Genomic DNA, 26,725 nt, shown 5'->3' with positions numbered 1-26,725 from the left:
GCGGCGGCGTCGCCGGCCGCCGTTAAGCCGCCGGTGGCGGGGCATCGGGTTGGATCGGCGGCCGATGCCGCCGGAACACCCGCCATGCACCGCCTTCTCGCCGCCGCCACCCTGACGGCCCTGCTCGCCGCGCCCGCCCTGGCCGGGGGGCAGCCGCTCCCGCCACGGGCCGGGCATCCGCCGGTCGTGCGCTCCGCCGCCATTCCGGTGCCCGCGCCGCCCCGCGCGTTCGGCTACAGCGAGCCCGACGGCGTGATCGTCGAGGCGTGGCTGCCGCGCAACGAGCGGCTGCCGATCTACAACATTCCGCCCCGGGTGTTCCCCGAGTGGTGATCAGCGCAGGATCGTCGGCCGCACCCACCAGCCCGGCGCCGCGGCGCGGATCGCCCGCGCCGCCCGCGCCGCCTCGCTGCGGTGGCCGAACAGGCCGAACACCGTCGCGCCCGAGCCCGACATCCGGGCGAGCCGGCAGCCGGGCTGGTCGCGCAGCGCCGCCAGCGTGTCGCCGATCACCGGCGCCACCGTCAGGGCCGGCGCTTCGAGGTCGTTGCGGGCCGGACCGATCCGGTCGAGGAGCGTCGCGAGGTCGTCGCCCCGGATCTCCGGGTGCCCGCAGGCCGCGGCCGGATGCGCCTCGCCGGCTTTGAGGCCGAGCGCCCGGAACACCGGCGCGGTCTCGACCGGAACGCCGGGATTGATGAGCACCGCCGGCAGGCCCGGCAGGACGATCCGAGGGCCGACCGTCTCGCCGGCGCCGCGCATCATCCGGGCGGTCGGATCGAGGCAGACCGGCACGTCGGACCCGGCGGCGCGGGCGGAGTCCGTCACCGCCGGATGGTCCGGCGCGAGATCGTTGAGCCGGGCGAGCAGGCGCAGGGCCGCCGCCGCGTCCGACGAGCCGCCGCCGATGCCGGCGGCCACCGGCAGCCGCTTGACCAGACCGAAGCGCCCGACCCGCAGGCCCGGCAGCCGGTCGGCGAGGTGGCGGGCGGCGCGCATCACGAGGTTGTCGGCGAGCGGCCCGGCCGGTCCGGCGGTCGGTCCCGACACCACGAGGTCGAGCGCCGGCCCCGGGTCGAGCCGCAGGGCGTCGCCGACGCCCGCGAACACCACGAGGCTTTCGAGCACGTGATAGCCGTCGCCCGGCCGGCGGCCGAGGACGTGCAGGGTCAGGTTGATCTTGGCGGGGGCGCGGGTGGCGAGGGTGGTCACGGGGGATCGGGGGGAGAGGAGTGGGACAGGGGCGCGGCTGGGTGGAGGCGGCTTTGCGCTTCGAGTGTCAAGCGCGGAATCCCCTCTCCCCATCGGGAGAGGGGGCCAGCTCCCTGACCATGCTCGCCGGCGCGCTGGATCTCGGCGGGAGAAAAGCCCCCCTCATCCCCCGTTCTTCGGCTCGGTGCCCATCGCCGGAGGCTCGGTCGGGGCTGGGGCGCCCTTCGGCATCTCGGGCTGGTCGGGAGTCGGCTTGCCCTCGGCGGTGGCGGCCGGCTTGTCGAGTTCCGGCAGGCCGTCCTTCAGCTTCGCCTCGATCTTGGCGAGATCCTCCGGCTCGGGGTTGAGGTCCTTGGCGTGCTGCCACTGGAACTTGCCTTCGAGCCGGCGCCCCGCGCGCCAGTAGGCGTCGCCGAGGTGGTCGTTGATCGTCGGGTCGCCGGGCTTCAGCTCGATCGCCTTTTCCAGTTCCCGCACCGCGTCGTCCCAGCGGCCGAGGCGGTAATAGGCCCAGCCGAGGCTGTCGATGATCATGCCGTCGCGCGGCTGGAGGTCGACCGCCTGCTTCAGCATGCGGAACGCCTCGTCGATGTTGATGTTCTGGTCGACCCAGGAATACGCGAGGTAGTTGAGCACCTGCGCCCGGCCGGTCGGCTGCTGGGCCGGCACCAGCTCCAGCGCCTTCTTGAGGTCGGCCTCGGCCTTCGGCCAGTCCTTGGCCCGCTCGTAGGCGGTGCCGCGGAAGTAGAACAGCGTCCAGTAGTTGCGCGCCGGCTCGGTGCCGATCAGGTTGATCGCCTTGCTGTAGGTCTCGGTCGCCTCGGCGTACTTCTTGCGCGAGCGCTGCACGTTGGCGAGCGCCGAGATCACGTCGACGTCGTTGGGATAGGTCTTGGCGACCTGATCGAGGTGGGCGATCGCCTCCTCGCCCTTGCCCATCTGCTCGAGGTTGAGCCCGATCTGGATCTCGGCGTTGAGCTTCAGCGGCGAGCCCGCCGGCATGCGGGCGAAGACCTCGTTGGCACGGTCGGGCATCTTCATGCGCTCGAGCGTGTCGGCGAGGGTGAGCAGCGCCAGCGGATGCTCGGGCGCGAGGTAGAGGGCGAGGCGCAGGTAGACGACCGCGGGCAGCTCGTCGCCCTGCGAGGTCCCGGCCGAGCCGAGCCCGTACAGCACCTCCGCGGCACCTTCCTGGGCGCTGGTGACGAGCTGGCCGAGGCTCTTGCCGGCCTTCAGCTTGTCGAGGGCGTCGCGCACGATCGGGTGGCGCGGCAGGACGGCGTCGAAGTCCTGGTAGGCCTGCACCGCGAGGTCGGGCCGGCCCGACTCGGCCTCGAAACGGGCATAGGCGTCGACGATGCGCAGGGTGTTGCGGTCGGCGTCGTAGGCCGCCTTGAGGCGGCGCTCGGCCTCGACCTTGTCGCCGACGAGGATCGCGATCAGGCCGGCATGGTAGTCGCGGAAGACGTTGTAGTAGCGCTCGCCGCGCAGCTTGTTGATGGTCTCGAACGCCTTCTTGGCGTCGCCCGCCCCGGCGAAGGACCACGCGGTGAGCAGGGTCGAGGTCAGGTCGGCGGCGGCACCCCGGCCGCCGCGCTGCAGGTTCTGGCGCGCGCCCTGGTACTGCTTGGCCTTGATCTTCTGCACGCCGAGGGAGAGCTGGGCGAGGCCGTTGGAGCCGTCGCGGCTGGTCAGCCGCTCGGCGGCGCGGAACGCCTCCGGGATCGCGCCGTCCGCCAGCAGGGCGACGAAGGAGCGTTCCAGCAACTCGGCATTGCGGGGGTCGCCCTTCACCGCCTCGCGGTAGTAGCTCGCCGCCGCGGCGGTGTCGCGCGAGGCGCCGGCGATGTAGGCGGCGAGGTAGTTGCCCTCCAGCGAATCGGCCGGCTCGTAGGCCTGCGGGGCGGCCACGTCGCGGGCCTGCAACCGGGCCGCCAGCGCCGGCGCCGGCGTCGCGAGCAGCAGGGCCAGCGCGGCGAGCGCGCCCCGGCGGGGGAGGGGAATTCGGGTCGTGGATACCACGCGAAGGACTCCGTCCGGCGCGTCCGGCCGCGGCGCCGGCGCGCAATCGGCACCGACATTGGACTCCCGCCGGGGCAGCGGCAAGACCAAACCGCGGCGCCGGGGTGGCGCCGCGGTCGGCACGGGCCGGTCACATGTTGGTGTAGGTCGGCCCGCCCGGGCCCTCCGGGGTGACCCAGTTGATGTTCTGGTTCGGATCCTTGATGTCGCAGGTCTTGCAGTGGACGCAGTTCTGCGCGTTGATCTGGTAGCGCGGCTCGCTCCCCTCGGCGATCCACTCGTAGACGCCGGCCGGGCAGTACCGGGCCGAGGGACCGCCGAACACGTCGTGCTCGGAGCGCTTCTGGAGCGCGATGTCCTTGACCTGGAGGTGCGGCGGCTGGTCCTCCTCGTGGTTGGTGTTCGAGAGGTAGACCGAGGACAGCCGGTCGAAGGTCAGCACCCCGTCGGGCTTCGGGTACTTGATCGGCGTCACGTCCTTGAGCGGCTTGGTGCAGGCGTAGTCCGGCTTGCCGTGGGCGAGCGTCCCGAACAGCGAGACGCCGGCGAGTTCGTTCAGCCACATGTCGAGGCCGCCGAGCCCGACGCCCACGAGGGTGCCGTATTTCGACCACAGCGGCTTGACGTTGCGCACCCGCTTGAGGTCGTAGCCGATCGGGCTGTCGCGCCAGCCGTCCTCGTAGGCGGTCAATTCGTCGCCCTGGCGGCCCTCGGCGAGCGCGGCGTGGATCGCGCCGGCGGCCTGCATGCCGGACAGCACCGCGTTGTGCGAGCCCTTGATGCGCGGCACGTTGACGAAGCCGGCCGAGTCGCCGACGAGGCAGCCGCCCGGGAAGACGAGCTTGGGCACCGACTGCCAGCCGCCCTCCATGATCGCGCGGGCGCCGTAGCCGATGCGCTTGGCGCCCTCGAACACGTCGCGGATCATCGGGTGGGTCTTGAAGCGCTGGAACTCGTCGAACGGCGACAGGGTCGGGTTCTCGTAGTTCAGGTGCGTCACGAAGCCGACCGACACGAGGTGGTCGTCGAAGTGGTACAGCCACGAGCCGCCGCCGGCCTTGTTCGGCAGCGGCCAGCCCATGCTGTGCTGGACGAGCCCGGGCCGGAACTTCTCCGGCTTGACCTGCCACAGCTCCTTGACCCCGAGCCCGTACTTCTGGTGGTCGGAATGCTGGTTGAGCGCGTAACGGTCGATCAGGCGCTTGGTCAGCGAGCCGCGGGCGCCCTCGCCGAACACCGTGTACTTGGCGCGCAGCTCCATGCCGCGGGTGAAGTCGTCGCGCGCCTCGCCTGACCGGCCGATGCCGAGGTCGCCGGTGGCGATGCCGACCACGGTGCTGCCGTCGAACAGCACCTCGGCGGCCGGGAAGCCGGGATAGATCTCGACGCCGAGCTCCTCCGCCTTGCGGCCGAGATACTTCGTGACGTTGGAGAGCGAGCCGACGAAGTTGCCGTGGTTGCTCATCAGCTTGGGGAAGGCGAAGTTCGGCATCGCCACGCCCCCGGCCGGGCCGAGGAACATGAACTCGTCCTTGACCACCGCGGTCTTCAGCGGCCGGTCCGGGTCGTCGCGCCACTCCGGCACCAGGGCGTCGAGCCCGGACGGGTCGATCACCGCCCCCGACAGGATGTGGGCGCCGATCTCGCCGCCCTTCTCGACCACCACCACCGAGACCTCGGCCCCTGATTCGGCCGCGAGCTGCTTCAGGCGGATGGCGGTCGCGAGGCCGGCCGGCCCCCCTCCGACGATCACGACGTCGAAGTCCATCGCCTCGCGTTCCGGCAGCTCCATCCCGAATCCTCCCACGTATCCGCCTGCAGCCCGGCGCGGCGTCGCGCGCCGGCCACCGATCGTTCACATATAAACGATCTCCGGCAGGCTCAACCGGTTCCAATCTGCCGAGCGTGCGACGCCATGTCCGCGCGCGCAAGCAACGAAAGCCGCCGCCGCCGGGTTCGGCGTGTTGTCCACAGGCGGTCCGCCCGCCACATCTCCGGCATGACGACGGACGCCGCCCCCGACCGCAGCCTGCTCTCCCTGCTCGACTTCCACGTCGAGGCCGGGGCCGACGCGGCCCTGGACGAGACCCCGCGCGACCGCTTCGCCGAGGGCGCCGCCCCGCGGGCGGTGCGTGCCGAGGCCGCCGCGGCGCCCGCGGAGGCCCGGCGCGCGTCGCGCCCGGAGGCTCCGGCGGCCCCGCAGCCCCGGCCGGCCCCGCCGGCCCAGACCTTCGGCCGCTCGGCCGAGGCGGCGCCCGGCGAGGCGCAGGAGGATGCCCGCGCGCTCGCCCGCAACGCCGCCACGCTGGAGGACCTCGAAGGGCTCCTCGCCCGGTTCGAGAGCTGCGCCCTGCGCTTCACCGCCAAGAACCTCGTCTTCGCCGACGGCAACCCGGCCGCGAAGGTGATGTTCGTCGGCGAGGCGCCGGGCGCCGAGGAGGACCGGGCCGGCAAGCCGTTCATGGGCCGCTCGGGCCAGCTCCTCGACCGGATGATGCGGGCGATCGGTCTCGACCGCGGCAACGCCTATGTCGGCAACGTCGTGCCGTGGCGCCCGCCGGGCAACCGCAACCCGACCCCGCAGGAGATCGCGACCTGCAAGCCGTTCATCGAGCGGCAGATCACGCTCGCCGACCCCGACATCCTCGTCTGCCTCGGCGGCGTCGCCACCCAGGCCCTCGCGGGGACCAAGGACGGCATCCTCAAGTCGCGCGGGCGCTGGTACCCCTACCGCACCGACCGGCGCGAGATCCGGCTGCTGGCCACGCTGCATCCGGCCTACCTGCTGCGCCAGCCGCTCCAGAAGCGCCTCGCCTGGCGCGACTTCCGGGCGCTGCGCGCCGCCCTCGACGAAGCCGGATCGTGAGCCCGACCGGCGCGTGGGACGCGGCGCAACCGGAACCGTATCGCCCGCCGGAAGATTTCTCTTGAGCCGGTGCGTCGTCCTGCCTAGCCGTCGGGCGCGACCGTAGCCGAGAGCGGGTGGGACGACATGCGTTGGGAAGACTTCCGAACCTCCGACAACGTGGAAGACCGCCGCGGCGAGGGCGGCGGGGGCGGAGGGTTCGGCTTTCCCGGCGGCGGCGCCGGCGGGCTCGGCATTGGCACCATCGTGATCCTGTGCATCATCGGCTGGGTCACCGGCATCAATCCGGCGATCCTGATCGGCGGCGCCGAGACCATGACCCGGCCGCGGGCGCCCCAGGAGCAGGGCCAAAGCCAGGGTCAGCAGGGCCCCGACCGCCGCACCGGCGCGCCGAGCGACCAGACCGGCAAGTTCGCCGCCGCGATCCTCGGCAACACCGAGGACGTGTGGAAGGAGGTGCTGCCGAACCAGACCGGCAAGGCCTACACCCCGACCACGATGGTGCTCTACACCGGCGGCACTCGCAGCGGCTGCGGCATGGCCCGGGCCGCGATGGGGCCGTTCTACTGCCCGCTCGACAAGAAGGTCTATCTCGACACCTCGTTCTTCAAGGAGATGGAGCAGAAGTTCAAGGTGAAGGGCGACTTCGCCTACGCCTACGTCATCGCGCACGAGGTCGGGCATCACGTCCAGGACGTGCTCGGCATCCTGCCCAAGGTGCAGCGGCGCCAGCAGCAGGTCGACCAGACCGAGGCCAACCGGCTCTCGGTGCGGGTCGAGCTGATGGCCGACTGCCTCGCCGGCGTCTGGGCCAAGAACTCCGACGACCGCTTCAACGCCCTGGAGCAGGGCGACATCGAGGAGGCGATGCAGGCGGCGAGCGCGATCGGCGACGACCGGCTCCAGAAGCAGAGCCAGGGCTACGCGGTGCCGGATTCGTTCACCCACGGCTCCTCGGCCCAGCGCATGCGCTGGTTCCAGACCGGGTTCCGCAGCGGCCAGACCCAGTCCTGCGACACCTTCCGCGCCTCGCAGCTCTGACCATGGCCGGCCTCGACACCGCCCGGGCCTTCGTGCCGTTGCGGATCGCCGTCCTGACCGTGTCGGACACCCGGAGACTCGCCGACGACCGATCCGGCGACACCCTGGCCGACCGGCTGACCGGCGCCGGCCACGTCCTCGCCGACCGCGCCATCGTCCCCGACGACGTGGCGGCGATCCGCGGCCGGGTCGCGGCCTGGATCGCCGATCCGGGCGTCGACGTGATCCTCACCACCGGCGGCACCGGCTTCACCGGCCGCGACGTGACGCCGGAGGCGGTCGAGCCGCTGTTCGAGAAGCGCATGGACGGCTTCTCGATCGTCTTCCACCGCATCTCCTACGACAAGATCGGCACCTCGACGCTGCAGTCGCGGGCGACCGCGGGGGTGGCGGGCGCGACCTACGTCTTCTGCCTGCCGGGCTCGCCCGGGGCGTGCCGGGACGCCTGGGACGGCATCCTGGCGGCGCAGCTCGACTATCGCCACCGGCCGTGCAACTTCGTCGAGATCCTGCCCCGCCTCGACGAGCACCTGCAGCGCGGGGCCTGACCGGGCGGTCCGAACCGGTCAGGCCGGAAGCCTCTCGCGCCAGCGCGCGTCGCGCGGCGACGGGCGGCGGTGGAGCCGGCGGTCGAGCAGGGTGCGGGCCCGGGCGCTCTCACCGCTGCGCATCAGCGCGACCAGCAGCGTGTCCTCGATCACCTCGCGCTGGGCGCCGCTGCCGCCGATGCGCGCGACCTCCGCGGCGACCGGATCGAGGATGCGGATGCAGGCGGCGTCGTCCCCGTCGACGAAGGCGAGGGCGGCGCGGCAGATCGCCGGCACCACCTCGCCCGCCGCGAGCCGGCCCGCCGCGACGAGCCCGGTCAGCGCCGCGATGCGCGCCTGCGCCCCCTCGCGGTCGCCGGTCGCCGCCGCGAGCAGCCCTCGATGCACGTCGGCGAAGGCGAAGCCCGGCCCGGCGAAATGCCGGTCGGCATGGGCCGCGACCTCCTCCCAAAGCCCGTCCGGGACCGCGTGACCGTAGGCCCGCAGGCGCCAGAGCAGCGACACGGTGTCGGTGAGCACGTTGAGCGGCAGCCCGGCGGTGACCGAGGGGCCGACATGCGCGGCGTAGACGGCGAGCGCCTGCCCCGGGTCGTCGCGTTCCAGCGCCGCGAGCGCGGCGTGCCACGCGATGTGCCCGTGCAGGATGCCGGACCGGTCGTAGCTCGGCAGCCAGCCCTCGATCAGCGCCTCGGCCTCCGCGCCCGCACCCTGCTCGAACAGCGCGTGCGACAGGGCGTGGGCGCCGTTGGCGTTCTCCCGCCGGAGCGCGAAGCCGCGCTCGGCGAGGTCGCGCCCGAGCGCCAGCGCGCCGTTCTCGGCGTGGGACCAGCCGCGATAGGTCAGGAACCACCAGTCGTCGGCGTCGTAGTGCCGGGCGTGGCGCTCGCACAGGTCGACCCGGGCCCGGTCGTGATCGGCCATGCCCGAGAAGGCGAGGAGCCCGAAGGCGCCGAGGGGCAGCGACAGGATCAGGGCGTCCCGCGGCCACGCCTCGACGTGGGCGAGGCCCTGCGCCAGCGCCTGCGGCGCCCGACCGTCGATCGCCAGCGCGAGCACCGCGACGTGGCCGCGCTCGCGCCCGGTCCCGTGCCGGGCGACGCATTCGGTCGCCGCGGCGATCCGGGTCCGCGCCGCCGCCGGTTCGGCGCGCATCGCGTGCAGGCGGGCCCGGGCCGCGTGGGCGAGGGCGAAGTCCGGGTCCTCCGCGATCGCCGCGTCCAGACGCTCCGCCGCGCCGGGCCACGCCGCGAGCAGGAGGTCGACGCCGTCCCGGTACAGCGCGGCGGCACGGTCGGAGGAGGTCGAGAGCGGCAGGCCGCGGCGGTCGGCGTGGGCCATCTGGTGTCCTGGGACTGTCCTGCGTGGGACGATCATGTAGCCGCCCGGCGCCGGGCCCGGCTACTCCCCGCGTCCGGGATCAGCCCCGGGTCACCGAGGCGCGCAGCGGCCACGCCTTGACCCGCTTCAGCGGAAGGCCCGCCCGCACCGCGTCGCGGCGGACCACGTCGCCGGCCCGCACGGTGCGGGTCCCGGCCAGCGCCTCCCGGCGGGCGGCGAGGCGCTCCAGCACCGTCGCGCCCGGCCGGGCGAGGCGGGCCAGCACGATCTGCGGTCCGGCGGTCGCGGCGAAGCGGTCGAGGGTGCGGACCCATCCCTCCGCCGGAACGTCCCCGGCATCGAGGCACAGCAGCCAGGCGCGGCGGGCCACGGCGGCGGCGGCAGTCCAGGGCGTGGCGCCGCAGGCGACCAGGATCGCCCCGGTGCTCTCCGCGATGGTGACGTAGTCGGGGTCGCGGGCATGGGCGGTCGCGATCACGGCGTCGCCGATCACCCCGGCCGCCACCCCGTCGACGAGCGCCGACAGCGTGTCCGCTAGGGCATCGACGGTGGACGGGCTTCCTGCACCCGCGACGTGGACGACGGCCGTGAACATGGCCGGCCCATAACGCATGTGAACGTCGTCGTCCTGCCTCGATCGACGTCACTTGCAAATGTTCGCGTTTTGTTCGATGCTGGCGGGCAAGTCGAACGCCGCATCCGGGGACATCGTGACATCGGACGAGGTTCAACCGGACCGCTTCCGCCTTGCCGCCGCGATGCCGGACCCCGCCGCCCGGCGCGGCCGCGGCGCCACCGCCAACCCGACCGGCCGCCACGAGCCGACCCGGCGCGAGCGCTTCGCCGACGGCTGGGACCGCGACGAGGCGCCGGCGCGCCTGCGCACGGAGGTCGTGCCGGAGCGCAGCCGCCGCATCATCACCCGCAACGCCTCGCCGGATCTCGGCTTCGACCGCTCGATCAACCCGTATCGCGGCTGCGAGCACGGCTGCGTCTACTGCTTCGCCCGGCCCAACCACGCCCATCTCGGCCTGTCGCCGGGGCTCGACTTCGAGACCCGGCTGTTCGCCAAGCCGGACGCCGCCATGCTGCTGGAGCGGGAATTGTCGGCGCGGGGCTACCGTCCCGCCACGATCGCGCTCGGCACCGCGACCGATCCCTACCAGCCGGTCGAGCGCGAGCACCGGATCACCCGCGCGGTGCTCGAGGTGCTGGCGCGCTTCCGCCATCCGGTCGGCATCGTCACCAAGTCCGACCTCGTTCTGCGCGACCTCGACCTGCTCGCACCGATGGCGGCGCAGGGTCTCGTCCGGGTCGCTGTCTCGCTGACCACCCTCGATCCGGTCCTCGCCCGCCGCATGGAGCCCCGGGCGGTGCGGCCGGGCCGGCGGGTCGAGACGATCCGGGCGCTCGCCGCGGCCGGAATCCCCGTCTCGGTCCTGATGGCGCCGGTGATCCCCGGCCTCAACGACCACGAGATCGAGGCGGTGCTGGCCGCCGCCCGCGAGGCCGGCGCCGTCGCGGCCGGGAGCACGCTGCTGCGGCTGCCGCACGAACTCGCCGACCTCGTGCGCGACTGGTTCGCCGAGCACTATCCCGGCAAGGCCGAGCGTGTCTTCGCGCTGGTCGCCGACACCCGCGGCGGCGGCACCTACGACGCCGCCTTCGGCCGGCGGTTCACCGGAACCGGCCCGTATGCCGAGATGATCGCCCGGCGCGTCCGCCTCGCCCGCGTCCGGCTCGGCTACCCCGCCGCCGTCGCGCCGCTGCGCACCGACCTGTTCGCGGTCCCGCGCGAGGCCGGGCCGCAACTGAGCCTGTTCTGACACCGAGCCCCGCTCGGGAGGGAGGGTCTCGCGCCCGGGAGAGGCTCCCGAGCCCGAGATCCGGCCCTCGGAGCCACAGCCGCGGGCGCGATCCTCAGGGTGCGTCGCCCGGGCCCCGGCGATCCTCCGGCCCGAGGGTCGCCAGCGCGGCTTCGAGATCCGCCACCAGATCCTCCGGATGCTCGATGCCGATCGAGACCCGGATGGTGGCGTCGCTCACGCCGAGCCGGTCGCGGACGTCCTTGGGCACCCCGGAATGGGTGGTCGAGGCCGGGTGGCTCGCCAGGGACTCGGTGCCGCCGAGGCTGACCGCGAGCTTGAACAATTGCAGGGCGTTGAGCACCCGGAACGCCTCCGCCTCGCCGCCCGCGACGTCGAACGAGAAGGTCGAGCCCGGTGCCGAGCACTGCGCCGCGTAGACCCGCCCGGCCGCCGAGTCCGGATCGAGATGGCCGAGATGGTGGACCCGCGTCACCTGCGGATGCGCACGCAGCATCGCGGCGACGACCTCGCCGTTGCGGTTGGCCTCGCGCATCCGCAGCGAGAGGGTCTCCAGCGAGCGGCCGAGCATCCAGCACGAATGCGGGTCGAGCTGGGTGCCGATCGCCGAGCGCAGCATCCGCACCGGCTTCATCCGCGCGACCGAGCCGAGCGCGGCGCCGGCGATGAGGTCGGAATGTCCCCCGACATACTTGGTCAGCGAGTAGACCGAGATGTCGGCGCCGTGGCGCAGCGGGTGCTGGAAGAGCGGGCCCAGCAGGGTGTTGTCGCACACCACCACTGGCGCCCCGCCCTGATCCGCGCCGATCTCGTCGGCGACCGCCCGCACCAGGGCGAGGTCGACCAGGGTGTTGAGCGGGTTCGAGGGCGTCTCGACCATGACGACCGCGACCCGGCCGGCCGTCCGCGCCCGGGCGGCGGCGGCCCGCACCGCGTCCGGGTCCGTGCCGTCGCCGAAGCCGACCGCCGCGATACCGAAGCCGGCGAGCGTCTTGGCGATCAGGGTCTCGGTGCCGCCGTAGAGCGGCTGGGAGTGCAGCACCACGTCGCCCGGGCGGGCGTAGCTCAGGATCGTGGTGGCGATCGCCGACATGCCGGAGGAGAACAGCAGCGCGCTCTCGGCCTCCTCGAACACCGCGAGCCGGTCCTCGACGATCTCGCTGTTGGGGTGGTTGAAGCGCGAATAGACGAGCCCGGCCGCCTCGCCCGGCGGCGGCTCGCGCCGGCCCGAGACGTAGTCGAAGAACGCCTTGCCGTGCTCGGCCGAGGTGAACACGAAGGTCGAGGTCAGGAACACCGGCGGCTTCACCGCGCCCTCGGACAGGGCCGGGTCGTAGCCGTAGCCGAGCATCAGCGTCTCGGGGTGCAGGCGGCGGTTGCCGAGCCTGTCCTTGTGGTAGCGGTCGTCCGGCATGCGGCTCTCCTGCGCACCAGCCCCTCCGGAGGGACACGAGATCCGGAAGGTCACGTCCGGATCTCGTATCACAAGCCCGGGCGGCGACTGAGCGCCTGTTTGAGCGATGGTCCATCGTATTTATCGCGCGCAGCACCCCTTTCCCGGACGACTGAAGCGATAGCGGAAGGAGATCCGGGATCCAGACGTCAGATGTGCCGCGAAGCGGCTCAGCCTGACAGCACTGTCGCTGAGTATGGACGCTTCGCGACTTGTTGTGCTGAATCCCGGATCTTCTTCAACTGCGTTCCAGTCGTCCGGGAAAGGGGGAGCTTGTTCTTTGAATCGAGAGTCAAACGGGCACTGAGCGCAGCCGGTGTCCGCATCGCTCGGCGACGGCAACGCAGTCGCCGAGCGATCACTCGAAAATCGTCTTACATGAAGTCCGCTCGTTCGCTTTCGCGATGCGGATTTCGGCCTCGCCCGGGCGCCGCGCGGACTGTGATGGGGAATCCGGAAGCGGTCTTACTGCTTCCGTCTCACGTCGCCGGGCCTCGCCCGGCCCGCCGCCATTCCGCCCGGACCTCCGGGTCCAGCTCGCCGGGAGGCATCTCGGGCAGGCGGTCGGGGGCGAGGCGGGCGAGCGCCCACACCGCCATCCCGCGCACCAGCGGCGAGGCGGCGGCGAGATGGCGCCCGGCCTCCCCGGCGAGGCCGGGATCGCCGGAATTGCCGATCGCGATCAGCACGTTGCGCAGGAAGCGGGCGTGGCCGGTACGCTTGATCGGCGTGCCGGAAAAGCGCGCGCGGAACCCGGCCTCGTCGAGCCGCGCCAACTCCGCGAGCGGGATCGCGGCCAGATCCTCGCGCGCGGCGAGCCGGGCCTCGCGGGCGGCGGCCGCGAACTTGTTCCACGGGCAGACCGCGAGGCAGTCGTCGCAGCCGAATACCCGGTTGCGCATCGGGACGCGGAATTCCTCCGGGATCGCGCCCTGATGCTCGATGGTGAGGTAGGCGAGGCAGCGCCGCGCATCGAGGCGGTAGGGGGCCGGGAAGGCATCGGTCGGGCAGGCGTCGAGGCAGCGCCGGCACGAGCCGCAATGGTCGCTCTCCGGCGCGTCGCGGGGCAGTTCGGCGGTGGTGTAGATCGCCCCGAGCAGCAGCCAGTTGCCGAAATCCCGCGAGACCAGCACGGAGTGCTTGCCCTGCCAGCCGAGCCCGGCCGCGGCGGCGAGCGGCTTTTCCATCACCGGGGCGGTGTCGACGAACGCCTTCACCTGCGCGCCCGCCTTCGCGGCGAAGAAGCCCGCGAGTTCCTTCAGCCTGCCCTTGACGACGTCGTGGTAGTCGCGTCGGCGGGCATAGAGGGCGAGCGAGGCGCGGCCGGGCCGGGAGAGGGTCGCGAGCGGGTCGCCGTCGGGTCCGTAATTGACCCCGAGCATCGCGATGCTGCGGACCTGCGGCCACAGGGCGGCCGGGTCGGCGCGCTCGGCCGTGCGCTCGTCCATCCAGGCCATGCCGCCGTGATGCCCGGCGGCGAGCCACGCGGCGAGGTGACGGGGCAGGTCCGGCACCGCGTCGGGGCCGGTGACCGACAGCGCGTCGAAGCCGAGGAGCGCCGCCCGCTCCGCGAGGAGGCGCCGCAGGGCGGCACCGTCGCGCTTCGCCGCGTCGGTCTTCAGAAGTCCAGGTCCGCGTAATGATCCGCCGGCGCCATCCCGGGCACCCGGTCGGCGAGCAGGCTGCGGAACGACGGCCGCGACTTCAGCCGCACGTACCAGTGCTTCGCCATCTCGTCCTCGTCCCATGGCACGTCGCCGAGGTAGTCCACGCACGACAGATGGGCCGCCGCGGCGAGATCCGCATAGGTCAGATGGTCGCCTGCGAGCCAGTTCCGGCGCGCCGCGAGGTAGCCGATATAGGTGAGGTGATAGCGCACGTTGGAGCGCGCCGCCCGGATCGCGTTCATGTCCGGCGGGCCGCCGCCGAGGCTCGAGGTCATGAACCGCTTGTGGATCTTCTCGGTGACGAGGTAGCCAGTCACCTCCTGGTCGAACTTGTTCAGGAACCAGTCGAGCAGGCGGCGGACCTCGACCCGGGCGCCGGGCGCCTCCGGCAGCAGCCGGCGGCCGGTGAGGCCGAGGCCGCGGGTCTCGTCGAGATACTCGGCGATCACGGTCGCGCCCGGCACCGTCAGGCCGCCCTCCTCGACCAGCACCGGCGTGGTTCCGGCGGGGTTGAGCAGCAGGAACTCCTCCCGCCGCTCCCAGGTCCGCTCCTCGGCGAGGTGCGGCTCCATGCCCATCTCGGCCAGGACGAGGCGGATGAAGCGCGAATGCGGGCAGAACGGGGAATGGTGGAGCGTAGCCATGCGGGCCGTGTCACGCTGAAGGTTGGCTGCCTCGGGGAAGGCCCGGCGGGGCGCCGCCTCGGACCGGCCCCGTCCTGGATGAACAGCCGGTCACTTTTGTCGCGAAAATCTCAACCCTTCCTTAACACGCGCCGCTCGGGCGGGTAACGGGTCGGCGGCCGTCCTTGGGGCCGTGGTCTGCGCCCGGCGCTCGGCTCCGAGCTTGGCGGCACGGGTCCTGCGATGGCATGACGACCGCGGCCGGCCCAAGCCCCGGCCGCGGTGGAACGCGGGAGCACGGGATGACGACACCGAACGCGCACGGACGGGCCGGAGGCGCCGCCTGAGATGGATATCGCCAGCATCGGCAAGGCCGTCCTGCTCGCCCTCGTGGAGGGCGCGACGGAGTTCATCCCGGTCTCCTCGACCGGCCACCAGCTCCTGGTGGGGCACTTCATCGGGTTCGAGTCGCCCAACAACACCTTCGAGGTGCTGATCCAGCTCGGCGCCATCCTGGCCATCGTCGGGGTGTACTTTCGCCAGCTCCTCGACCTCGCCCGGCGCGCGCCCTCCGACCCGAAGGCCCGCCGCTTCATCCTGGCCGTCCTGATCGCGTTCCTGCCGGCGGCGATCGTCGGCGGCCTGTTCTCGAAGTACATCAAGTTCTACCTGTTCAACCCGTGGATCATCTGCGCCACGCTGATCGCCGGCGGCCTCGTGCTGCTGGTCGTCGACGACACCGAGATCGAGCAGCGCTACGATGACGTGCACGACTACTCGCTGCCGATGGCGCTGAAGATCGGCCTGTTCCAGTGCCTCGCGATGATTCCCGGCGTCTCGCGCTCGGGCGCCACCATCGTGGGCGCGATGCTGATGGGCTCGGGCAAGCGCGCCGCCACCGAGTTCTCGTTCTACCTCGCGATGCCGACCATGGCGGGCGCCTTCGCCAAGGACCTGCTCGACAACTACAAGAACCTGTCGAAGGACGACGTCGGGCTGATCGCCATCGGCTTCGTGGTGGCGTTCCTGTCGGCGCTGTTCGTGGTGCGCAGCCTGCTCGGCTACGTCTCGCGGCACGGCTTCGCGCTGTTCGCGTGGTGGCGGATCATCGTCGGGGCGCTGGGCTTCGCCGGGCTCATCATCTTCGGGTGAGGGGCCGGCCGGGCTTGTGTCCCGCCGCCGGCGGGGGCAAGTCTCGGCCGTCCGCCACAGCCGCGAGCGCCTTCATGATCCCGATGCCGAGCCACCCGTCGATGCCGCCGGTGAGCGCCGAGGCCGCCGGCGTCCTGCCGAGCGGGATCGGCGAGGTGTTCGCCTACGGCTTCGACCGGCCGGGGCTGATCCCGCTCTGGGTCGGGGAGGGTGACCGGCCGACGCCGGACTTCATCGGCGAGGCCGCCGGCCGCGCGCTGCGCGACGGCGCCACCTTCTACACCCGCCAGCTCGGCATTCCCGCCTTGCGCGAGGCGCTGGCCGAGTACGTCGCGCGGCTCTACGGCGGCGCGGCCGATCCCGGCGGGTTCTTCGTCACGGTCGGCGGCATGCACGCCTTCCAGATCGCCGTGCGCATCGCCGCCGAGCCCGGCGACGAGATCGTGATCCCGACCCCGGCCTGGCCGAACTTCTTCGGCGCCATCGCGGCCCAGGGCGCCTGCACCGTCGCGGTGCCGATGCAGTTCGACGCCGCCGCCGGCTGGTCGCTCGACATCGCCCGCATCGCCGCGGCGGTGACGCCGCGCACCCGGGCGATCGTGCTCAACTCGCCGTCGAACCCGACCGGCTGGACCGCCACGCCGGAGGATTACGCCGCCGTGCTGGCGATCGCCCGGAATCATGATCTCTGGATCATCGCCGACGAGATCTACGGCCGGTTCTCGTTCGATCCCGCCCACGCGGAACTCGGGCGCGCGCCCTCGATCCGCGACGTATGGGAGGCGGAGGACCGCGACCGGGTGCTGTTCGTCCAGACCTTCTCGAAGAACTGGGCGATGACCGGCTGGCGCGTCGGCTGGCTGGAAGGCCCACCGGCGCTCGGCCGCATCGTCGACGGGCTGATCCTGTACGCCACCTCGGGCGTCGCCACCTTCCTCCAGCACGCCGCCGCGACTGCGATCCGCGACGGCGAGGATCTCGTGCGCAGGCAGGTCGCGCAGGCGCGCGAGGGCCGGCGCATCCTCACCGAGGGACTCGGGGGCCTGCCCGGCGTGGACCTGCCGCCGCCCCCGGGCGCGTTCTACGCCTTCCCGAAGGTGAACCACGAGCCGGATTCCCGCGCGCTCGCCCTGCGCCTCGTCGACGAGGCCAATGTCGGGGTCGCGCCCGGGACCGCCTTCGGTCCCGGCGGGGAGGGGTTCCTGCGGCTGTGCTTCGCCCGCAGCGCCGACGATCTGCACGAGGCGGTGCGCCGTTTGTCCCCAGCCCTGTCCACACCCGCCGGCCGGTGACTCGGCGAAAGGCCGCAACCTCTGCTAAGGTGACGGGGACGGCCGTTCCCGCCGCCCGCGCCTCCTGCGGAGACCAGCCGGTGCCGGACCTGCGCGCACCCGACGAGACCCCGGACGCCACGCTCCGCGCGGCGCTCGCGGCCGCGCCGCTGCCGAGCGTGCTGCTCGACCCCGCCGGCGCCGCTTGCCCGGTCGTGTACGCCAACCCGGCCGCGCTCGCCCTCACGGGCGAGACCGAGGCGGAGTGGTGCGGGCGCGGCCTTCCCGATCTCGGCGCCGACCGCGAGGGGCAGGCGGCCCTGCGCGTCCTGGTCGCGGCCGGCGGCCCCGGCCGGACCGAGGCGCTGATCCGGCGGGGCGACGGCGCCACTCTGTGGGCCGGCCTGCACCTGTCGCCGGTGCCGGGCGCGGGCCTGCTCCTCGGGCAGTGGGTCGAGCTGTCCCGGGCCCGCGACCTCGAAGCCGCCCTGGCCCAGGCCCAGCGCCGCGAGACCCTCGGGCAACTCACCAACGGCGTCGCGCACGAGTTCAACAACCTGCTGCAGATCCTCGTCGGCTACGTCGACGGGCTCAAGCGCCGCCTCGGCGACCATCCCGATCCGTTCGTGCAGCGGGCGCTGCTGCGCTCCACCGACGCCGCCGAGCGGGCCTCGACCCTGACCCGGCACCTCCTCGCCTTCTCGCGCAAGCACCGGCCGGAGCCGCGCCCGGTCGACCTCGCCCGGCTGCTCGCCGACTACGCGCCCCGCGCCCGCGACCTGCTCGGCCCCGGCATCGTGCTCGACATCCGGGCCGAGCCCGGCCTGTGGACCGCCTGCGTCGACCCGATCCAGACCGAACTCATCCTCCAGATCGTCCTCGCCAACGCCCGCGACGCGATGCCGGAGGGCGGCAGCGTCGCCCTGTCGGCCGCCAACCACGGCGGCGAGGGGCTGGCCGAGGACGGCACCCTCGGGCGCCACGTCGTCCTGACCGCGGTCGATACCGGGACCGGGATGGCGCCGGAGGTGCTGGCGCGGGCGCTCGAACCGTTCTTCACCACCCGGGAGCCCGGCCGCGGCACCGGCCTCGCCATCCTCAACGCCCTGGTGAAGCGCCAGAACGGCACCGTGATCTTGCGAAGCGGCGTCGGCACGGGCACGCTGCTGCGCCTCACCTTCCCGGCCGTCGAGGAGGCGGCGCCCCGCCGGGCCGTCGTCCGTACCGCCGCCGTCGAGATCACACGGAAAGACGCGGCCCTCTAATCCCGCGTAGCGCAAAAAAATCGCGCTTGGCTTCCCCCGTGTCTGTGGTCGATTGTTAAGCGGCCGGAAGTCATGAAACCCGCAGGCCGGCGGCCACACCTCCCTTTTACTGCGCAGGTGTGGTTCCCATATGCGATCCGGGCGATCCGGCCCGGTAGCGATCCTGGTGCGTGAGGCGAAACGAACCGATGATGACCACCTTCTCCCGCGGCCGCCGCTCGGCGGCGGCCTTCGGCCTGGCGGCTCTGATGGCCGTGGCGGCCACGGCCGGCGAGGCGCGTCCCGGAAGCGGCGGCTCGATGGGCTCGCGCGGCTCGAACACCCATTCGGCGCCGGCTCCGACCGCGACCGCGCCCGGCGGTGGCGCGCCGATGCAGCGCTCGATGACCCAGCCCGGCCCGCAGATGGGCAATCCCGGCCTCGCCGGCGCGGCGCAGCCGGGGCGGCGCTTCGGCGGCGGCTTCTTCGCCGGCCTGCTCGGGGCCGGCCTGCTCGGCGCGCTGATCGGCGGCGGCTTCTTCGGCGGCCTCGGCGGCATCGCGTCGTTCCTCGGCCTGCTGCTCCAGGTCGGCCTGATCGTCGGCCTGATCTTCCTGGCGGTGCGGTTCTTCCGCCGGCGCCAGCAGCCGCAGCCGGCCATGGCCGGCGGCCCGTCGCCCTACGCCCGCGATGCGGTTCCGCCCCAGGGCGGGCCGTCCTTCGGCTTCGGCGGCAACGGACCGGGCGCCGCTCCCGTCCGGATGGAGAAGATCAGTGTCGCGCCGCAGGACTTCGACGCCTTCGAGCGCACCCTCGGGCAGGTCCAGCTCGCCTACGGCAACGAGGACGTCGCCACCCTGCGCCGCCTGACGACGCCCGAGATGGCCGGCTACTTCACCGAGGAACTGCAGGCCAACGCCGCCCGCGGCGTGGTCAACAAGATCGCCGACGTGAAGCTCCAGCAGGGCGACCTGTCGGAAGCGTGGCGCGAGGGCCCGACCGAGTACGCCACCGTGGCGATGCGCTACACCCTGCGCGACGTCACCCTCGACCGGGCCAGCGGCCGCGTCGTCGAGACCGGCGCGCCGGAGGCGACCGAGATCTGGACCTTCCGCCGCGACCGCGGCGGGCCGTGGGTCGTCTCGGCGATCCAGCAGACCCGCTGATCGCGGTAGCGAGTGTTTGAACGAGGCCGGCCCGGGGCGACCCGGGCCGGCCTTTTTTCTGGCCGGGTCGCGGCTCGTTTGCTGGCCGGGTCACGGCTTGGGCGCGGTGCCCTCGGCGGCCGGGGGCGCCTCGACCGCCGCCGGCAGGAGCACGCCCTTCTCGACGCTGCCCTCCGGCCCGTACTCGCCCGCCACCGCGAGGCAGGCCGCCTCGCGGTTGAGCATCATCTGGTTCGACATCAGGGCGAACAGCGTCTGGACCTTGGCGCCGAACGGGCCGCGGGGCGGGCGCACGTCCTCCATCGTCACGCCGTAGCGGCCGAGCACGCCCTCGAACGGCGCCACGCCGATCCGGTAGCCGCAGACGTTGGCGGCGGCGAAGATGTAGGCGGCGGTCTCCAGCGAGCGCGGCGGCGGGGAGTTGCGGATCTGCGCCTGGGCCGGCACGGCCAGGACCAGGGCGGCGGCCAGCGTCGGGATGCGAATGGACATGGCGCGGGGCTTCCTCCGGGGGCGGGGCTCTGACGGCCCGACGCCTCGCAGATAGGCGATCGCCGGCGGGCCGGCGACCCGCCTCTTGGTCGCCCTACAGCCCCCCGGCCTCGACGACGAACCGCGCCACCGCCTCGACCCCGTCGCCGTTGCGGATGCTGGCGAACACGTAGGGGCGGTCGCGCCGCATCCGCTGCGTGTCGGCCTCCATCACGCCGAGATCGGCCCCGACCATCGGGGCGAGGTCGGTCTTGTTGACCACGAGCAGGTCCGAGCGGGTGATGCCCGGCCCGCCCTTGCGCGGGATTTTTTCACCGCCGGCGACGTCGATGACGTAGATCGTCAGGTCGGCGAGTTCCGGCGAGAACGTCGCCGCGAGGTTGTCGCCGCCGGATTCGATCAGGATCAGGTCGAGGGCCGGGAAGCGCCGGCGCATCTCGGCCACCGCCGCGAGGTTGATCGAGGCGTCCTCGCGGATCGCGGTGTGCGGACAGCCGCCGGTCTCGACGCCCATGATCCGCTCCTCCGGCAGCGCGCCGGCCACGGTGAGAAGGCGGGCATCCTCCTTGGTATAGATGTCGTTGGTGATCGCGCACAGGTCGAAGCGGTCGCGCAGGGCCTTGCACAGGCCCTCCATCAGGGCGGTCTTGCCCGACCCGACCGGGCCGCCGATGCCGACCCGCAGGGGTCCGTTGGCGTTGGACATCTCAGGCTCCCCTCAGAACAGCCGCACGCCGTTCGGCACCGCGCGCTCGGGCACCGCCAGCACCACCGCGCCCTCCGCGTCCGGCACGCCGAGGGTCAGCACCTCGGAGCGCACCGGCCCGACTTGGCGCGGCGGCAGGTTGACCACCGCCAGCACCTGCCGGCCGACCAGTTCGTCAGCGGCGTAATGCACGGTCACCTGCGCCGAGGATTTCCTCAGGCCGAGTTCGGCCCCGAAATCGATCACCAGCCGGTAGGCCGGGCGGCGCGCCTGCGGGATCGGCGCCGCCTCGACGATCGTGCCGGCCCGCACGTCGAGCTTGAGGAAATCGTCGATGCCGATCGGGTCCGGCGCGGTCGTGTCGGTGCTCACGGGACGGGAATCCTGCTCAGGAACGGAAGATGCGGGTGTACTGGGTCTCGTGCCGGAACGAGCCGAGGTCGAGCCGGACCGTCGCGGTACCGAGGGCGTCGAGGCCGAGGGATTCGACCTCCTGCGCGAGCGCAGCGACCCGCGGCGTCAGCGCCGCGACGACCCGGGTGCCGGCGCTCTGGCCGATCGGGGCGCAGCGCAGGGCCGCCGAGACGAGGTTCTGCACGAAGGCGCCGAGGAAGCCCGACAGCATCGTGGCGCGGGCGATCCCGTGCGCGCCGGCCGCGAGCCCGACCGCCACCGGATAGGCGACCGGCCCGTCGAGGCCGGCGGACAGGGCGGCGAGGGGCGGCACCGGCCACGCGGCCGCGGTCGCGTCGAGGAACGAGCGCCCCTGCTGGCTGGTCTCCAGGTGCAGCTCGCGGGACGGCGCCAGGGCGAGGGCGAGGTGGTTGACCGCCGCCAGCGCAGGGGCGTCGCCCGCCGCCGCCGCCCGGTGGGCGTGGGCGGCCAGGATCGTATCGTTGCGCCCGGCCCCGTGCGCCAGCACGTCGGCGAGCCAGTCGCGCAGGCTCGCCTCGTCGCACACGTCCCCGGCCTCCACCGCCCATTCGAGCCCGTGCGAATAGGCGTAGGCCCCGACCGGATAGCCCGGCGAGAGCCACGCCAGCAGCAGCAGCGCGTCGCGGACCGCCTCAGCCATGCGGGTGATGATGGCCGTGCGCGTGGCCGTGGTCGTGATGGTCGTGGTCATGATGGCCATGGGAGTGCCCGTGACCGCCCGCATAGGCGCCGCCCTCGGGCCGGAACGGCCGCTCGACCGGCGTCGCTGTGCCGCCCAGCCCCTCGACCATCGCTGCGAGCACGTGATCGTGGGCGATCCAGACCGCATCGGCGCCGATCTCGGCCGGGATGTGGCGGTTGCCGATGTGCCAGATCAGCCGCTTGAGGGCGTGGTCGTCGGCGGCGCGGATCTCCAGCAGCCGCTCGGGCGCCGCCTCGACCCAGATCAGCCGGCCGTCCTCCAGCCGCAGGGCGTCGCCGTCGTCGAGCAGCACCGGCTCGGGCAGGTCGAGCAGGAAGGCGGTGCCGCCGAGCCCGCGCATCGCCATTCGGCGGCGATGGCGGTCACCGTGGTCGAGGACGATGCGGTCGACGATCTCGCCGGCCCCGAGATCGGCGCGGCGGACGACGCGGGTGGCGCGGATCACCGGATCACCTCGCGCTGCCACCAGCCGGCGCCCCGGACGAGGTCGTCGCCGTGGGGATCCGGCAGCCAGGATTCGTCAAAAATCTCCGCTTCGGAGAAGGGGCACGACTCGGAAAAGCTATCGTCGAACAGGGCGCTCTCCAAAACGGCACGGGCCTTGGCCTCGGGATAGACGGTGGCGATCAGGTCGGGAAGGGCGGATCGCAGGCTCGGGCTGTCCCGCAGCAGCCGCAGCACCCGCCGCCGCTGGGTGCCGATCGTGACGGCCCAGCCGTGACAGCGGAGATCGACCTGAACGGCCCAGCGCAGGAGGCCGGTCAGGATGACACCGAGCCGGTCGCGGACCTCCTGCCGGTCGCGGTCGCCGAGATCGCGGAGCAGGCCGGCGAGATGCGGGTGGTCGAGGTCGTCGAGGCGCCCCTCGGCGAGGGCCTGCGCCTGTTCCTCGGCCCAGGCGGCGAGGTCGGCCTCGAACGCCACACCGGTCATGGCTCGAAATCCGGATCGAGGATCCGGGCGAGCGGGAAAGGGCAGGATCCCGGGAAACGCTCCTGCGGAAGCCTCGTCTCCCGGGCCGCATCTTCCACGGCGTCGCGATAGACCTCGGCCAGGATTTCGGCGGGATAGCCGCGCAGGCTGGGATTGCGCCGGATCAGGCGCGTGATCGCCCCTCGCTGCGCCCTCAGCGTGTGTCGCCAGCTCGGCGACGCGCGCTCCGGCTGAACCTGGAACTTGAGCAGATGCATCAGAAGCACCCGCAGGTGGGATTCGATCGCGTTGCGCTGGCTGCGGCCCACGCTCTCGACCTCGTCGATCAGGTTGCGGATGTCGAGCGCGGCGTGGTCCCGCACGTCCAGGGCCCGCGCCTGTTCCTGCGTCCAGCGATGGAAGTCGGCTTCGTAGAGCCCGGCCGGTCGCCGGCGGGTGGTGGCCGGCCGATCGTCGAGGTCGTGCAGGCCCATCACACCACGTCCCGTTCCTCGGGCCCCGGATAGAACCCGTCGTCGAGGATCCGGTCGAGGCTGTAGGGGCAGGCCGCCGGAAAGGCTTGCTCCGGCAATCCCGTCTCTTCGGCCGCCCGCACCCGGGCGAGGCGGTAGGCCCTCGCCAGAACCTCTCCCGGCCAGCGTCCCAGGCTCGGGCTCATCTCCAGGACGTCGGCGAGGCTGACCCGCTGTTCGATGATCGTCGCCCGCCAGCCGTATTTCCGATGCTGTGGCTGGAACTCCCATTTCAGCAAGTGCTGGAGGAGGACGGTGAGGCGGCTGCGGATCTCCGACTTCTGCGATCCGCCCAGATCGGCGATCTCCTCCGCCAGCGCGTCGCGGTCGAGCGCCGACCAGCGCCCGGCCCGCAGCAGGGCCGCCTGCTCCTGCGTCCAGCGGTAGAAGTCGGCCTCAGACGAGGCCGCGGCCCCGGGCGGCCTCTCGGCGAGCTTGGGCATCGGCGGGCTCCTCGCCCTATCCTATCTCAGAACAGGAAGTAGCGCTGCGCCATCGGCAGCACCTCGGCCGGCTCGCAGACCAGCAGCTCGCCGTCGGCGCGCACGTCGTAGGTCTCGGGATCGACCTCGATCACCGGGGTGGCGTCGTTGTGGATCATGCTCTTCTTCGAGATGCCGCCGCGGACGTTCTCGACCGCCACCATCTGCTTGGCGACCCCGAGCTTCTCCCGGAGCCCGTCCTCGATCGCCGCCTTCGACACGAAGGTGAGGGCGGTCGAGGCCGGCACCCGGCCGAAGGCGCCGAACATCGGCCGGTAATGCACCGGCTGCGGCGTCGGGATCGAGGCGTTTGGGTCGCCCATGGGAGCCGCCGCGATGGCGCCGCCCTTGACCACGAGGTCGGGCTTGACCCCGAAGAAGGCCGGCGACCACAGAACCAGATCCGCGAGCTTGCCGACTTCGACCGAGCCGACATGGCGCGAGATGCCGTGGGCGATCGCCGGGTTGATCGTGTACTTGGCGACGTAGCGCTTGGCCCGGGCGTTGTCGTGGCCCGACGCGTCGCCCGGCAGGGCGCCGCGCTGGCGCTTCATCTTGTCGGCGGTCTGCCAGGTGCGGATGACGACCTCGCCGACCCGGCCCATCGCCTGGCTGTCCGACGACATCATCGAGAGCGCGCCGATGTCGTGCAGGATGTCCTCGGCGGCGATGGTCTCGCGGCGGATCCGGCTCTCGGCGAAGGCGAGGTCCTCCGGGATCGACGGCGACAGGTGGTGGCACACCATCAGCATGTCGAGATGCTCGTCGATGGTGTTGCGGGTGTAGGGCCGGGTCGGGTTGGTGGAGGAGGGCAGCACGTTCGCCAGCCCCGCCACCTTGATGATGTCCGGCGCGTGGCCGCCGCCCGCGCCCTCGGTGTGGAAGGCGTGGATGGTGCGGCCCTTGAACGCCGCGATCGTGTCCTCGACGAAGCCCGATTCGTTGAGCGTGTCGGTGTGGATCATCACCTGGATGTCGTGGGCGTCGGCGACCGACAGGCAGCAATCGATCGCCGCCGGGGTGGTGCCCCAGTCCTCGTGCAGCTTGAGCGCGCAGGCGCCGGCCCGGATCATCTCCTCCAGGCTGTCGGGCTTCGAGGCGTTGCCCTTGCCGGCAAACGCCAGGTTCATCGGGAAGGCGTCGGCCGCCTCGATCATCCGGGCGATGTGCCAGGGGCCCGGCGTGCAGGTGGTGGCGAAGGTGCCGTGGGCCGGGCCCGTCCCGCCGCCGAGCATCGTGGTGACGCCGGAATTCAGCGCCTCGTCGATCTGCTGCGGGCAGATGAAGTGGATGTGGCTGTCGAACCCGCCCGCCGTGAGGATCTTGCCCTCGCCCGCGATGACCTCGGTGCCGGGCCCGACCACGATGGTGACGCCGTCCTGGATGTCCGGGTTGCCGGCCTTGCCGAGCGCCGCGATCCGCCCGCCCTTCAGGCCAACGTCGCACTTCACGATGCCCCAATGGTCGAGGACGACGGCGTTGGTGATGACCGTGTCGACGGCGCCGCCGGCATTGCTGGCTTGGCTCTGCCCCATCCCGTCGCGGATCACCTTGCCGCCGCCGAACTTCACCTCCTCGCCGTAGCGGGTGTGGTCGTGCTCGACCTCGATGACGAGCGCGGTGTCGGCGAGGCGGATCCGGTCGCCCTTGGTCGGCCCGAACATCGCCGCGTAGGCGTCGCGGGAGAGGCTGGCGGGTTTGGGCGTGTTGGACATGGGCCGGGGACCTCAGGATGCGTGAAGAGAGTTGCGAGCCGCGGCGAAGCTCAGGAACCTAGCGGAAGGTCGGCCCGGTGTCCTACGATGACGGCGTCTCGTTGGGGACACGGTCGAGACCGGAATGAGGAGATCTCCGTGGATTTTGCGGCTATCCGTAGCCTTGAGGACGTCGAGCCCTTCATCTCCTTCGAGCGCGGGTTCGTGGTGTCGCGCCGGGCCGATCACACCGTCGTGGACTACGTCTACGCGGTCCCGGAGACGTTCAGTTGCGGGGTGTCGCTCGAATGCCGGGGCTTGAAGTTCGACCGCTCCGGCAGGATCATCGGACGTCCGTTCCACAAGTTCTTCAACATCGGTGAGCGGGAACGGATCGAGGATACCGACTGGTCGGCGCCGCACGGACTGCTCGCCAAGCTCGACGGATCGATGATCCACCCGGTGATCCTCGATGGTCGTCTCGCGTTCATGACCCGCAAGGGAGAATCGGCACAAGCGATCATGGCCCGGCATCATGCCGAGCCGGGAACTCTGGACCTGTCGCGCTTCCTGATCGAGGGCGGCATCACGCCGATCTTCGAATTCACGTCGCCGGACAACCGGGTCGTCGTTGCCTACGATTCTCCGGCGCTCACTCTGCTGGCCGCGCGGGAGATGGTGTCGGGCCGGTATCTTCCGCGTGCCGAGATCGTGCGCCTGGGTGAACGTTTCGGCGTCCCTGTCGTCGTCGAAGTCGACCCGATCGCGGACGCGGCAGCGTTCATCGCGCAGGCGCGCAGGGAGGCCGGGATCGAGGGTTACGTCGTCTGCTTCGAGAGCGGGCACCGGCTGAAGCTCAAGACCGATGGGTACGTCCTGCGCCATCGCGCCATCGCCGGCATCCATCTCGAGAAGAACGTCCTGGCCTGGGTGGCCACCCAGGCCGTCGACGATGTCGTGGCGATCCTCCCGCCCGACATTGCCGCCCGGGTTCTGGCTTATCAGGCCGCGGTCAATGCGGGCATTGCCGCCCATGCGGGGGCGATCGCCGATTTCGCGGCGGAACATCGCGACCTGCCGAGGAAGGAGTTCGCGGCTCTGGCCCTGTCCCGCTTCGATCGACGCCTGACGGGAGCGGTATTCGCTGCATTCGACGGTCGCGATCCTGCCCGGGTGATTGTCGATATGCTGGCTCAGGCTGCAAAGAGCGACCCGAAGGTCGATGCGATCCGGGATCTGTTCGCCTTGACGTGGTCCGTGGAAGGGCTGGCCCTGCCGGAGTTGGAGACGTGAAACCCGGTGCCGGGGATACTGCCTCCTCCCCGGCACCGGCCGCCAC

Annotated in this window: 27 protein-coding genes; 10 read left to right on the top strand and 17 right to left on the bottom strand. The window is 72.2% G+C overall.

Annotated elements, in window-relative coordinates:
- Positions 1 to 84 precede the first annotated feature (84 nt).
- On the top strand, positions 85 to 333 hold the full coding sequence (locus EOE48_RS02220) for a hypothetical protein (RefSeq protein WP_127727125.1): 249 nt from the start codon (positions 85 to 87) through the stop codon (positions 331 to 333).
- On the opposite strand, the gene EOE48_RS02215 is transcribed toward EOE48_RS02220, so the two are convergent.
- From EOE48_RS02215 to EOE48_RS02205, 3 genes are all read right to left on the bottom strand, one after another.
- Positions 334 to 1,212 (bottom strand): 4-(cytidine 5'-diphospho)-2-C-methyl-D-erythritol kinase, encoded by an 879-nt coding sequence (locus EOE48_RS02215; RefSeq protein ID WP_127727124.1) that lies wholly within the window; start codon positions 1,210 to 1,212, stop codon positions 334 to 336.
- Between the two features lie 162 nt (positions 1,213 to 1,374).
- A complete protein-coding gene (locus EOE48_RS02210; protein ID WP_246153898.1) occupies positions 1,375 to 3,234 on the bottom strand; it encodes a tetratricopeptide repeat protein in 1,860 nt (619 codons plus the stop codon).
- Between the two features lie 130 nt (positions 3,235 to 3,364).
- Entirely contained in the window at positions 3,365 to 5,026 is a 1,662-nt protein-coding gene (locus EOE48_RS02205) for an electron transfer flavoprotein-ubiquinone oxidoreductase (protein WP_127727123.1), read from the bottom strand.
- A gap of 207 nt (positions 5,027 to 5,233) precedes the next feature.
- On the opposite strand from EOE48_RS02205, the gene EOE48_RS02200 reads away from it, so the two are divergent.
- The 3 genes from EOE48_RS02200 (at position 5,234) to moaB (ending at position 7,689) form a co-directional block, all read left to right on the top strand.
- Positions 5,234 to 6,100 carry a uracil-DNA glycosylase gene (locus tag EOE48_RS02200; protein ID WP_127727122.1) on the top strand — a complete coding sequence of 289 codons (867 nt, stop codon included), beginning with the start codon at positions 5,234 to 5,236 and terminating at the stop codon, positions 6,098 to 6,100.
- A gap of 126 nt (positions 6,101 to 6,226) precedes the next feature.
- Positions 6,227 to 7,141, top strand: a complete 915-nt coding sequence (ypfJ, locus tag EOE48_RS02195) for a KPN_02809 family neutral zinc metallopeptidase (protein WP_127727121.1) — start codon at positions 6,227 to 6,229, stop codon at positions 7,139 to 7,141.
- A 2-nt stretch (positions 7,142 to 7,143) separates the two neighbouring features.
- Positions 7,144 to 7,689: a molybdenum cofactor biosynthesis protein B gene (moaB, locus tag EOE48_RS02190; RefSeq protein ID WP_127727120.1), complete on the top strand. Its 546-nt coding sequence runs from the start codon at positions 7,144 to 7,146 to the stop codon at positions 7,687 to 7,689.
- Positions 7,690 to 7,707: 18 nt separating this feature from the next.
- Here moaB and EOE48_RS02185 read toward each other — a convergent pair whose 3' ends face one another.
- A complete protein-coding gene (locus EOE48_RS02185; RefSeq protein ID WP_127727119.1) occupies positions 7,708 to 9,027 on the bottom strand; it encodes a tetratricopeptide repeat protein in 1,320 nt (439 codons plus the stop codon).
- A gap of 79 nt (positions 9,028 to 9,106) precedes the next feature.
- Positions 9,107 to 9,622, bottom strand: coding sequence for a hypothetical protein (locus EOE48_RS02180; protein ID WP_127727118.1), 516 nt, complete (start codon positions 9,620 to 9,622; stop codon positions 9,107 to 9,109).
- Positions 9,623 to 9,698: 76 nt separating this feature from the next.
- Here EOE48_RS02180 and EOE48_RS02175 point away from each other — a divergent pair, with 76 nt between their 5' ends.
- Complete coding sequence (locus EOE48_RS02175; protein ID WP_127727209.1) at positions 9,699 to 10,853, top strand: PA0069 family radical SAM protein; 1,155 nt, start codon at positions 9,699 to 9,701, stop codon at positions 10,851 to 10,853.
- Positions 10,854 to 10,947: 94 nt separating this feature from the next.
- Here the strand turns inward: EOE48_RS02175 and EOE48_RS02170 are convergent, their stop codons facing one another.
- The 3 genes from EOE48_RS02170 to EOE48_RS02160 form a co-directional block, all read right to left on the bottom strand.
- Entirely contained in the window at positions 10,948 to 12,267 is a 1,320-nt protein-coding gene (locus tag EOE48_RS02170) for a cystathionine gamma-synthase family protein (protein WP_127727117.1), read from the bottom strand.
- 518 nt (positions 12,268 to 12,785) lie between these two features.
- Positions 12,786 to 13,928 carry a tRNA epoxyqueuosine(34) reductase QueG gene (queG, locus tag EOE48_RS02165; protein ID WP_425463614.1) on the bottom strand — a complete coding sequence of 381 codons (1,143 nt, stop codon included), beginning with the start codon at positions 13,926 to 13,928 and terminating at the stop codon, positions 12,786 to 12,788.
- A complete protein-coding gene (locus EOE48_RS02160; RefSeq protein ID WP_127727116.1) occupies positions 13,925 to 14,617 on the bottom strand; it encodes a glutathione S-transferase family protein in 693 nt (230 codons plus the stop codon). The genes queG and EOE48_RS02160 overlap by 4 nt, the downstream gene beginning before the upstream one ends.
- Before the next feature lie 327 nt (positions 14,618 to 14,944).
- Here EOE48_RS02160 and EOE48_RS02155 point away from each other — a divergent pair, with 327 nt between their 5' ends.
- The 4 genes from EOE48_RS02155 to EOE48_RS02140 all read left to right on the top strand — a co-directional run bounded on the left by EOE48_RS02155 (position 14,945) and on the right by EOE48_RS02140 (position 19,429).
- Positions 14,945 to 15,748 (top strand): undecaprenyl-diphosphate phosphatase, encoded by an 804-nt coding sequence (locus EOE48_RS02155; RefSeq protein ID WP_127727115.1) that lies wholly within the window; start codon positions 14,945 to 14,947, stop codon positions 15,746 to 15,748.
- Between the two features lie 74 nt (positions 15,749 to 15,822).
- Positions 15,823 to 17,040, top strand: a complete 1,218-nt coding sequence (locus EOE48_RS02150; RefSeq protein WP_127727114.1) for a pyridoxal phosphate-dependent aminotransferase — start codon at positions 15,823 to 15,825, stop codon at positions 17,038 to 17,040.
- Between the two features lie 80 nt (positions 17,041 to 17,120).
- Positions 17,121 to 18,284 (top strand): ATP-binding protein, encoded by a 1,164-nt coding sequence (locus EOE48_RS02145; protein ID WP_127727113.1) that lies wholly within the window; start codon positions 17,121 to 17,123, stop codon positions 18,282 to 18,284.
- Between the two features lie 188 nt (positions 18,285 to 18,472).
- Positions 18,473 to 19,429 carry a TIM44-like domain-containing protein gene (locus tag EOE48_RS02140; protein ID WP_127727112.1) on the top strand — a complete coding sequence of 319 codons (957 nt, stop codon included), beginning with the start codon at positions 18,473 to 18,475 and terminating at the stop codon, positions 19,427 to 19,429.
- Between the two features lie 90 nt (positions 19,430 to 19,519).
- On the opposite strand, the gene EOE48_RS02135 is transcribed toward EOE48_RS02140, so the two are convergent.
- From EOE48_RS02135 to ureC, 9 genes are all read right to left on the bottom strand, one after another.
- On the bottom strand, positions 19,520 to 19,921 hold the full coding sequence (locus EOE48_RS02135) for a hypothetical protein (protein ID WP_127727111.1): 402 nt from the start codon (positions 19,919 to 19,921) through the stop codon (positions 19,520 to 19,522).
- Positions 19,922 to 20,015: 94 nt separating this feature from the next.
- Positions 20,016 to 20,627, bottom strand: a complete 612-nt coding sequence (gene ureG / locus EOE48_RS02130) for an urease accessory protein UreG (RefSeq protein WP_127727110.1) — start codon at positions 20,625 to 20,627, stop codon at positions 20,016 to 20,018.
- Between the two features lie 12 nt (positions 20,628 to 20,639).
- Complete coding sequence (locus tag EOE48_RS02125) at positions 20,640 to 20,999, bottom strand: tRNA-binding protein (RefSeq protein ID WP_127727109.1); 360 nt, start codon at positions 20,997 to 20,999, stop codon at positions 20,640 to 20,642.
- Positions 21,000 to 21,015: 16 nt separating this feature from the next.
- Positions 21,016 to 21,753 carry an urease accessory protein UreF gene (locus EOE48_RS02120; protein ID WP_246153896.1) on the bottom strand — a complete coding sequence of 246 codons (738 nt, stop codon included), beginning with the start codon at positions 21,751 to 21,753 and terminating at the stop codon, positions 21,016 to 21,018.
- Positions 21,695 to 22,210 (bottom strand): urease accessory protein UreE, encoded by a 516-nt coding sequence (locus EOE48_RS02115; protein ID WP_127727108.1) that lies wholly within the window; start codon positions 22,208 to 22,210, stop codon positions 21,695 to 21,697. The genes EOE48_RS02120 and EOE48_RS02115 overlap by 59 nt, the downstream gene beginning before the upstream one ends.
- Positions 22,207 to 22,698: a DUF29 domain-containing protein gene (locus EOE48_RS02110; RefSeq protein WP_127727107.1), complete on the bottom strand. Its 492-nt coding sequence runs from the start codon at positions 22,696 to 22,698 to the stop codon at positions 22,207 to 22,209. The genes EOE48_RS02115 and EOE48_RS02110 overlap by 4 nt, the downstream gene beginning before the upstream one ends.
- The gene (locus EOE48_RS02105; protein WP_127727106.1) at positions 22,695 to 23,171 is read right to left on the bottom strand and encodes a DUF29 domain-containing protein; all 477 of its coding nucleotides are present in this window, start codon (positions 23,169 to 23,171) and stop codon (positions 22,695 to 22,697) included. Before EOE48_RS02105 ends, EOE48_RS02110 begins: the two co-directional genes overlap by 4 nt.
- Positions 23,171 to 23,653, bottom strand: a complete 483-nt coding sequence (locus EOE48_RS02100; protein ID WP_127727105.1) for a DUF29 domain-containing protein — start codon at positions 23,651 to 23,653, stop codon at positions 23,171 to 23,173. The genes EOE48_RS02105 and EOE48_RS02100 overlap by 1 nt, the downstream gene beginning before the upstream one ends.
- Positions 23,654 to 23,679: 26 nt before the next feature.
- On the bottom strand, positions 23,680 to 25,407 hold the full coding sequence (gene ureC, locus EOE48_RS02095) for an urease subunit alpha (protein WP_127727104.1): 1,728 nt from the start codon (positions 25,405 to 25,407) through the stop codon (positions 23,680 to 23,682).
- A gap of 138 nt (positions 25,408 to 25,545) precedes the next feature.
- On the opposite strand from ureC, the gene EOE48_RS02090 reads away from it, so the two are divergent.
- The gene (locus EOE48_RS02090) at positions 25,546 to 26,679 is read left to right on the top strand and encodes an RNA ligase (RefSeq protein ID WP_187371287.1); all 1,134 of its coding nucleotides are present in this window, start codon (positions 25,546 to 25,548) and stop codon (positions 26,677 to 26,679) included.
- Positions 26,680 to 26,725 lie beyond the last annotated feature (46 nt).

Source organism: Methylobacterium oryzihabitans, from assembly GCF_004004555.2.
GTDB lineage: Bacteria > Pseudomonadota > Alphaproteobacteria > Rhizobiales > Beijerinckiaceae > Methylobacterium > Methylobacterium oryzihabitans.
This window is presented reverse-complemented; position numbering and strand designations above follow the sequence as displayed.

Bases quoted from the DNA above. Each gene is read 5' to 3' on its own strand.
- EOE48_RS02135 (WP_127727111.1), bottom strand. From the start codon at position 19,921: ATGTCCATTCGCATCCCGACGCTGGCCGCCGCCCTGGTCCTGGCCGTG.
- EOE48_RS02205 (WP_127727123.1), bottom strand. From the start codon at position 5,026: ATGGAGCTGCCGGAACGCGAGGCGATGGACTTCGACGTCGTGATCGTC.
- EOE48_RS02170 (WP_127727117.1), bottom strand. From the start codon at position 12,267: ATGCCGGACGACCGCTACCACAAGGACAGGCTCGGCAACCGCCGCCTG.
- ureC (WP_127727104.1), bottom strand. From the start codon at position 25,407: ATGTCCAACACGCCCAAACCCGCCAGCCTCTCCCGCGACGCCTACGCG.
- EOE48_RS02155 (WP_127727115.1), top strand. From the start codon at position 14,945: ATGGATATCGCCAGCATCGGCAAGGCCGTCCTGCTCGCCCTCGTGGAG.
- EOE48_RS02160 (WP_127727116.1), bottom strand. From the start codon at position 14,617: ATGGCTACGCTCCACCATTCCCCGTTCTGCCCGCATTCGCGCTTCATC.
- EOE48_RS02220 (WP_127727125.1), top strand. From the start codon at position 85: ATGCACCGCCTTCTCGCCGCCGCCACCCTGACGGCCCTGCTCGCCGCG.
- moaB (WP_127727120.1), top strand. From the start codon at position 7,144: ATGGCCGGCCTCGACACCGCCCGGGCCTTCGTGCCGTTGCGGATCGCC.
- EOE48_RS02175 (WP_127727209.1), top strand. From the start codon at position 9,699: ATGCTGGCGGGCAAGTCGAACGCCGCATCCGGGGACATCGTGACATCG.
- EOE48_RS02110 (WP_127727107.1), bottom strand. From the start codon at position 22,698: ATGACCGGTGTGGCGTTCGAGGCCGACCTCGCCGCCTGGGCCGAGGAA.
- EOE48_RS02120 (WP_246153896.1), bottom strand. From the start codon at position 21,753: ATGACCACGACCATCACGACCACGGCCACGCGCACGGCCATCATCACC.
- ypfJ (WP_127727121.1), top strand. From the start codon at position 6,227: ATGCGTTGGGAAGACTTCCGAACCTCCGACAACGTGGAAGACCGCCGC.
- EOE48_RS02180 (WP_127727118.1), bottom strand. From the start codon at position 9,622: ATGTTCACGGCCGTCGTCCACGTCGCGGGTGCAGGAAGCCCGTCCACC.
- EOE48_RS02105 (WP_127727106.1), bottom strand. From the start codon at position 23,171: ATGGGCCTGCACGACCTCGACGATCGGCCGGCCACCACCCGCCGGCGA.
- ureG (WP_127727110.1), bottom strand. From the start codon at position 20,627: ATGTCCAACGCCAACGGACCCCTGCGGGTCGGCATCGGCGGCCCGGTC.
- EOE48_RS02150 (WP_127727114.1), top strand. From the start codon at position 15,823: ATGATCCCGATGCCGAGCCACCCGTCGATGCCGCCGGTGAGCGCCGAG.
- EOE48_RS02100 (WP_127727105.1), bottom strand. From the start codon at position 23,653: ATGCCCAAGCTCGCCGAGAGGCCGCCCGGGGCCGCGGCCTCGTCTGAG.
- EOE48_RS02200 (WP_127727122.1), top strand. From the start codon at position 5,234: ATGACGACGGACGCCGCCCCCGACCGCAGCCTGCTCTCCCTGCTCGAC.
- EOE48_RS02185 (WP_127727119.1), bottom strand. From the start codon at position 9,027: ATGGCCCACGCCGACCGCCGCGGCCTGCCGCTCTCGACCTCCTCCGAC.
- EOE48_RS02140 (WP_127727112.1), top strand. From the start codon at position 18,473: ATGATGACCACCTTCTCCCGCGGCCGCCGCTCGGCGGCGGCCTTCGGC.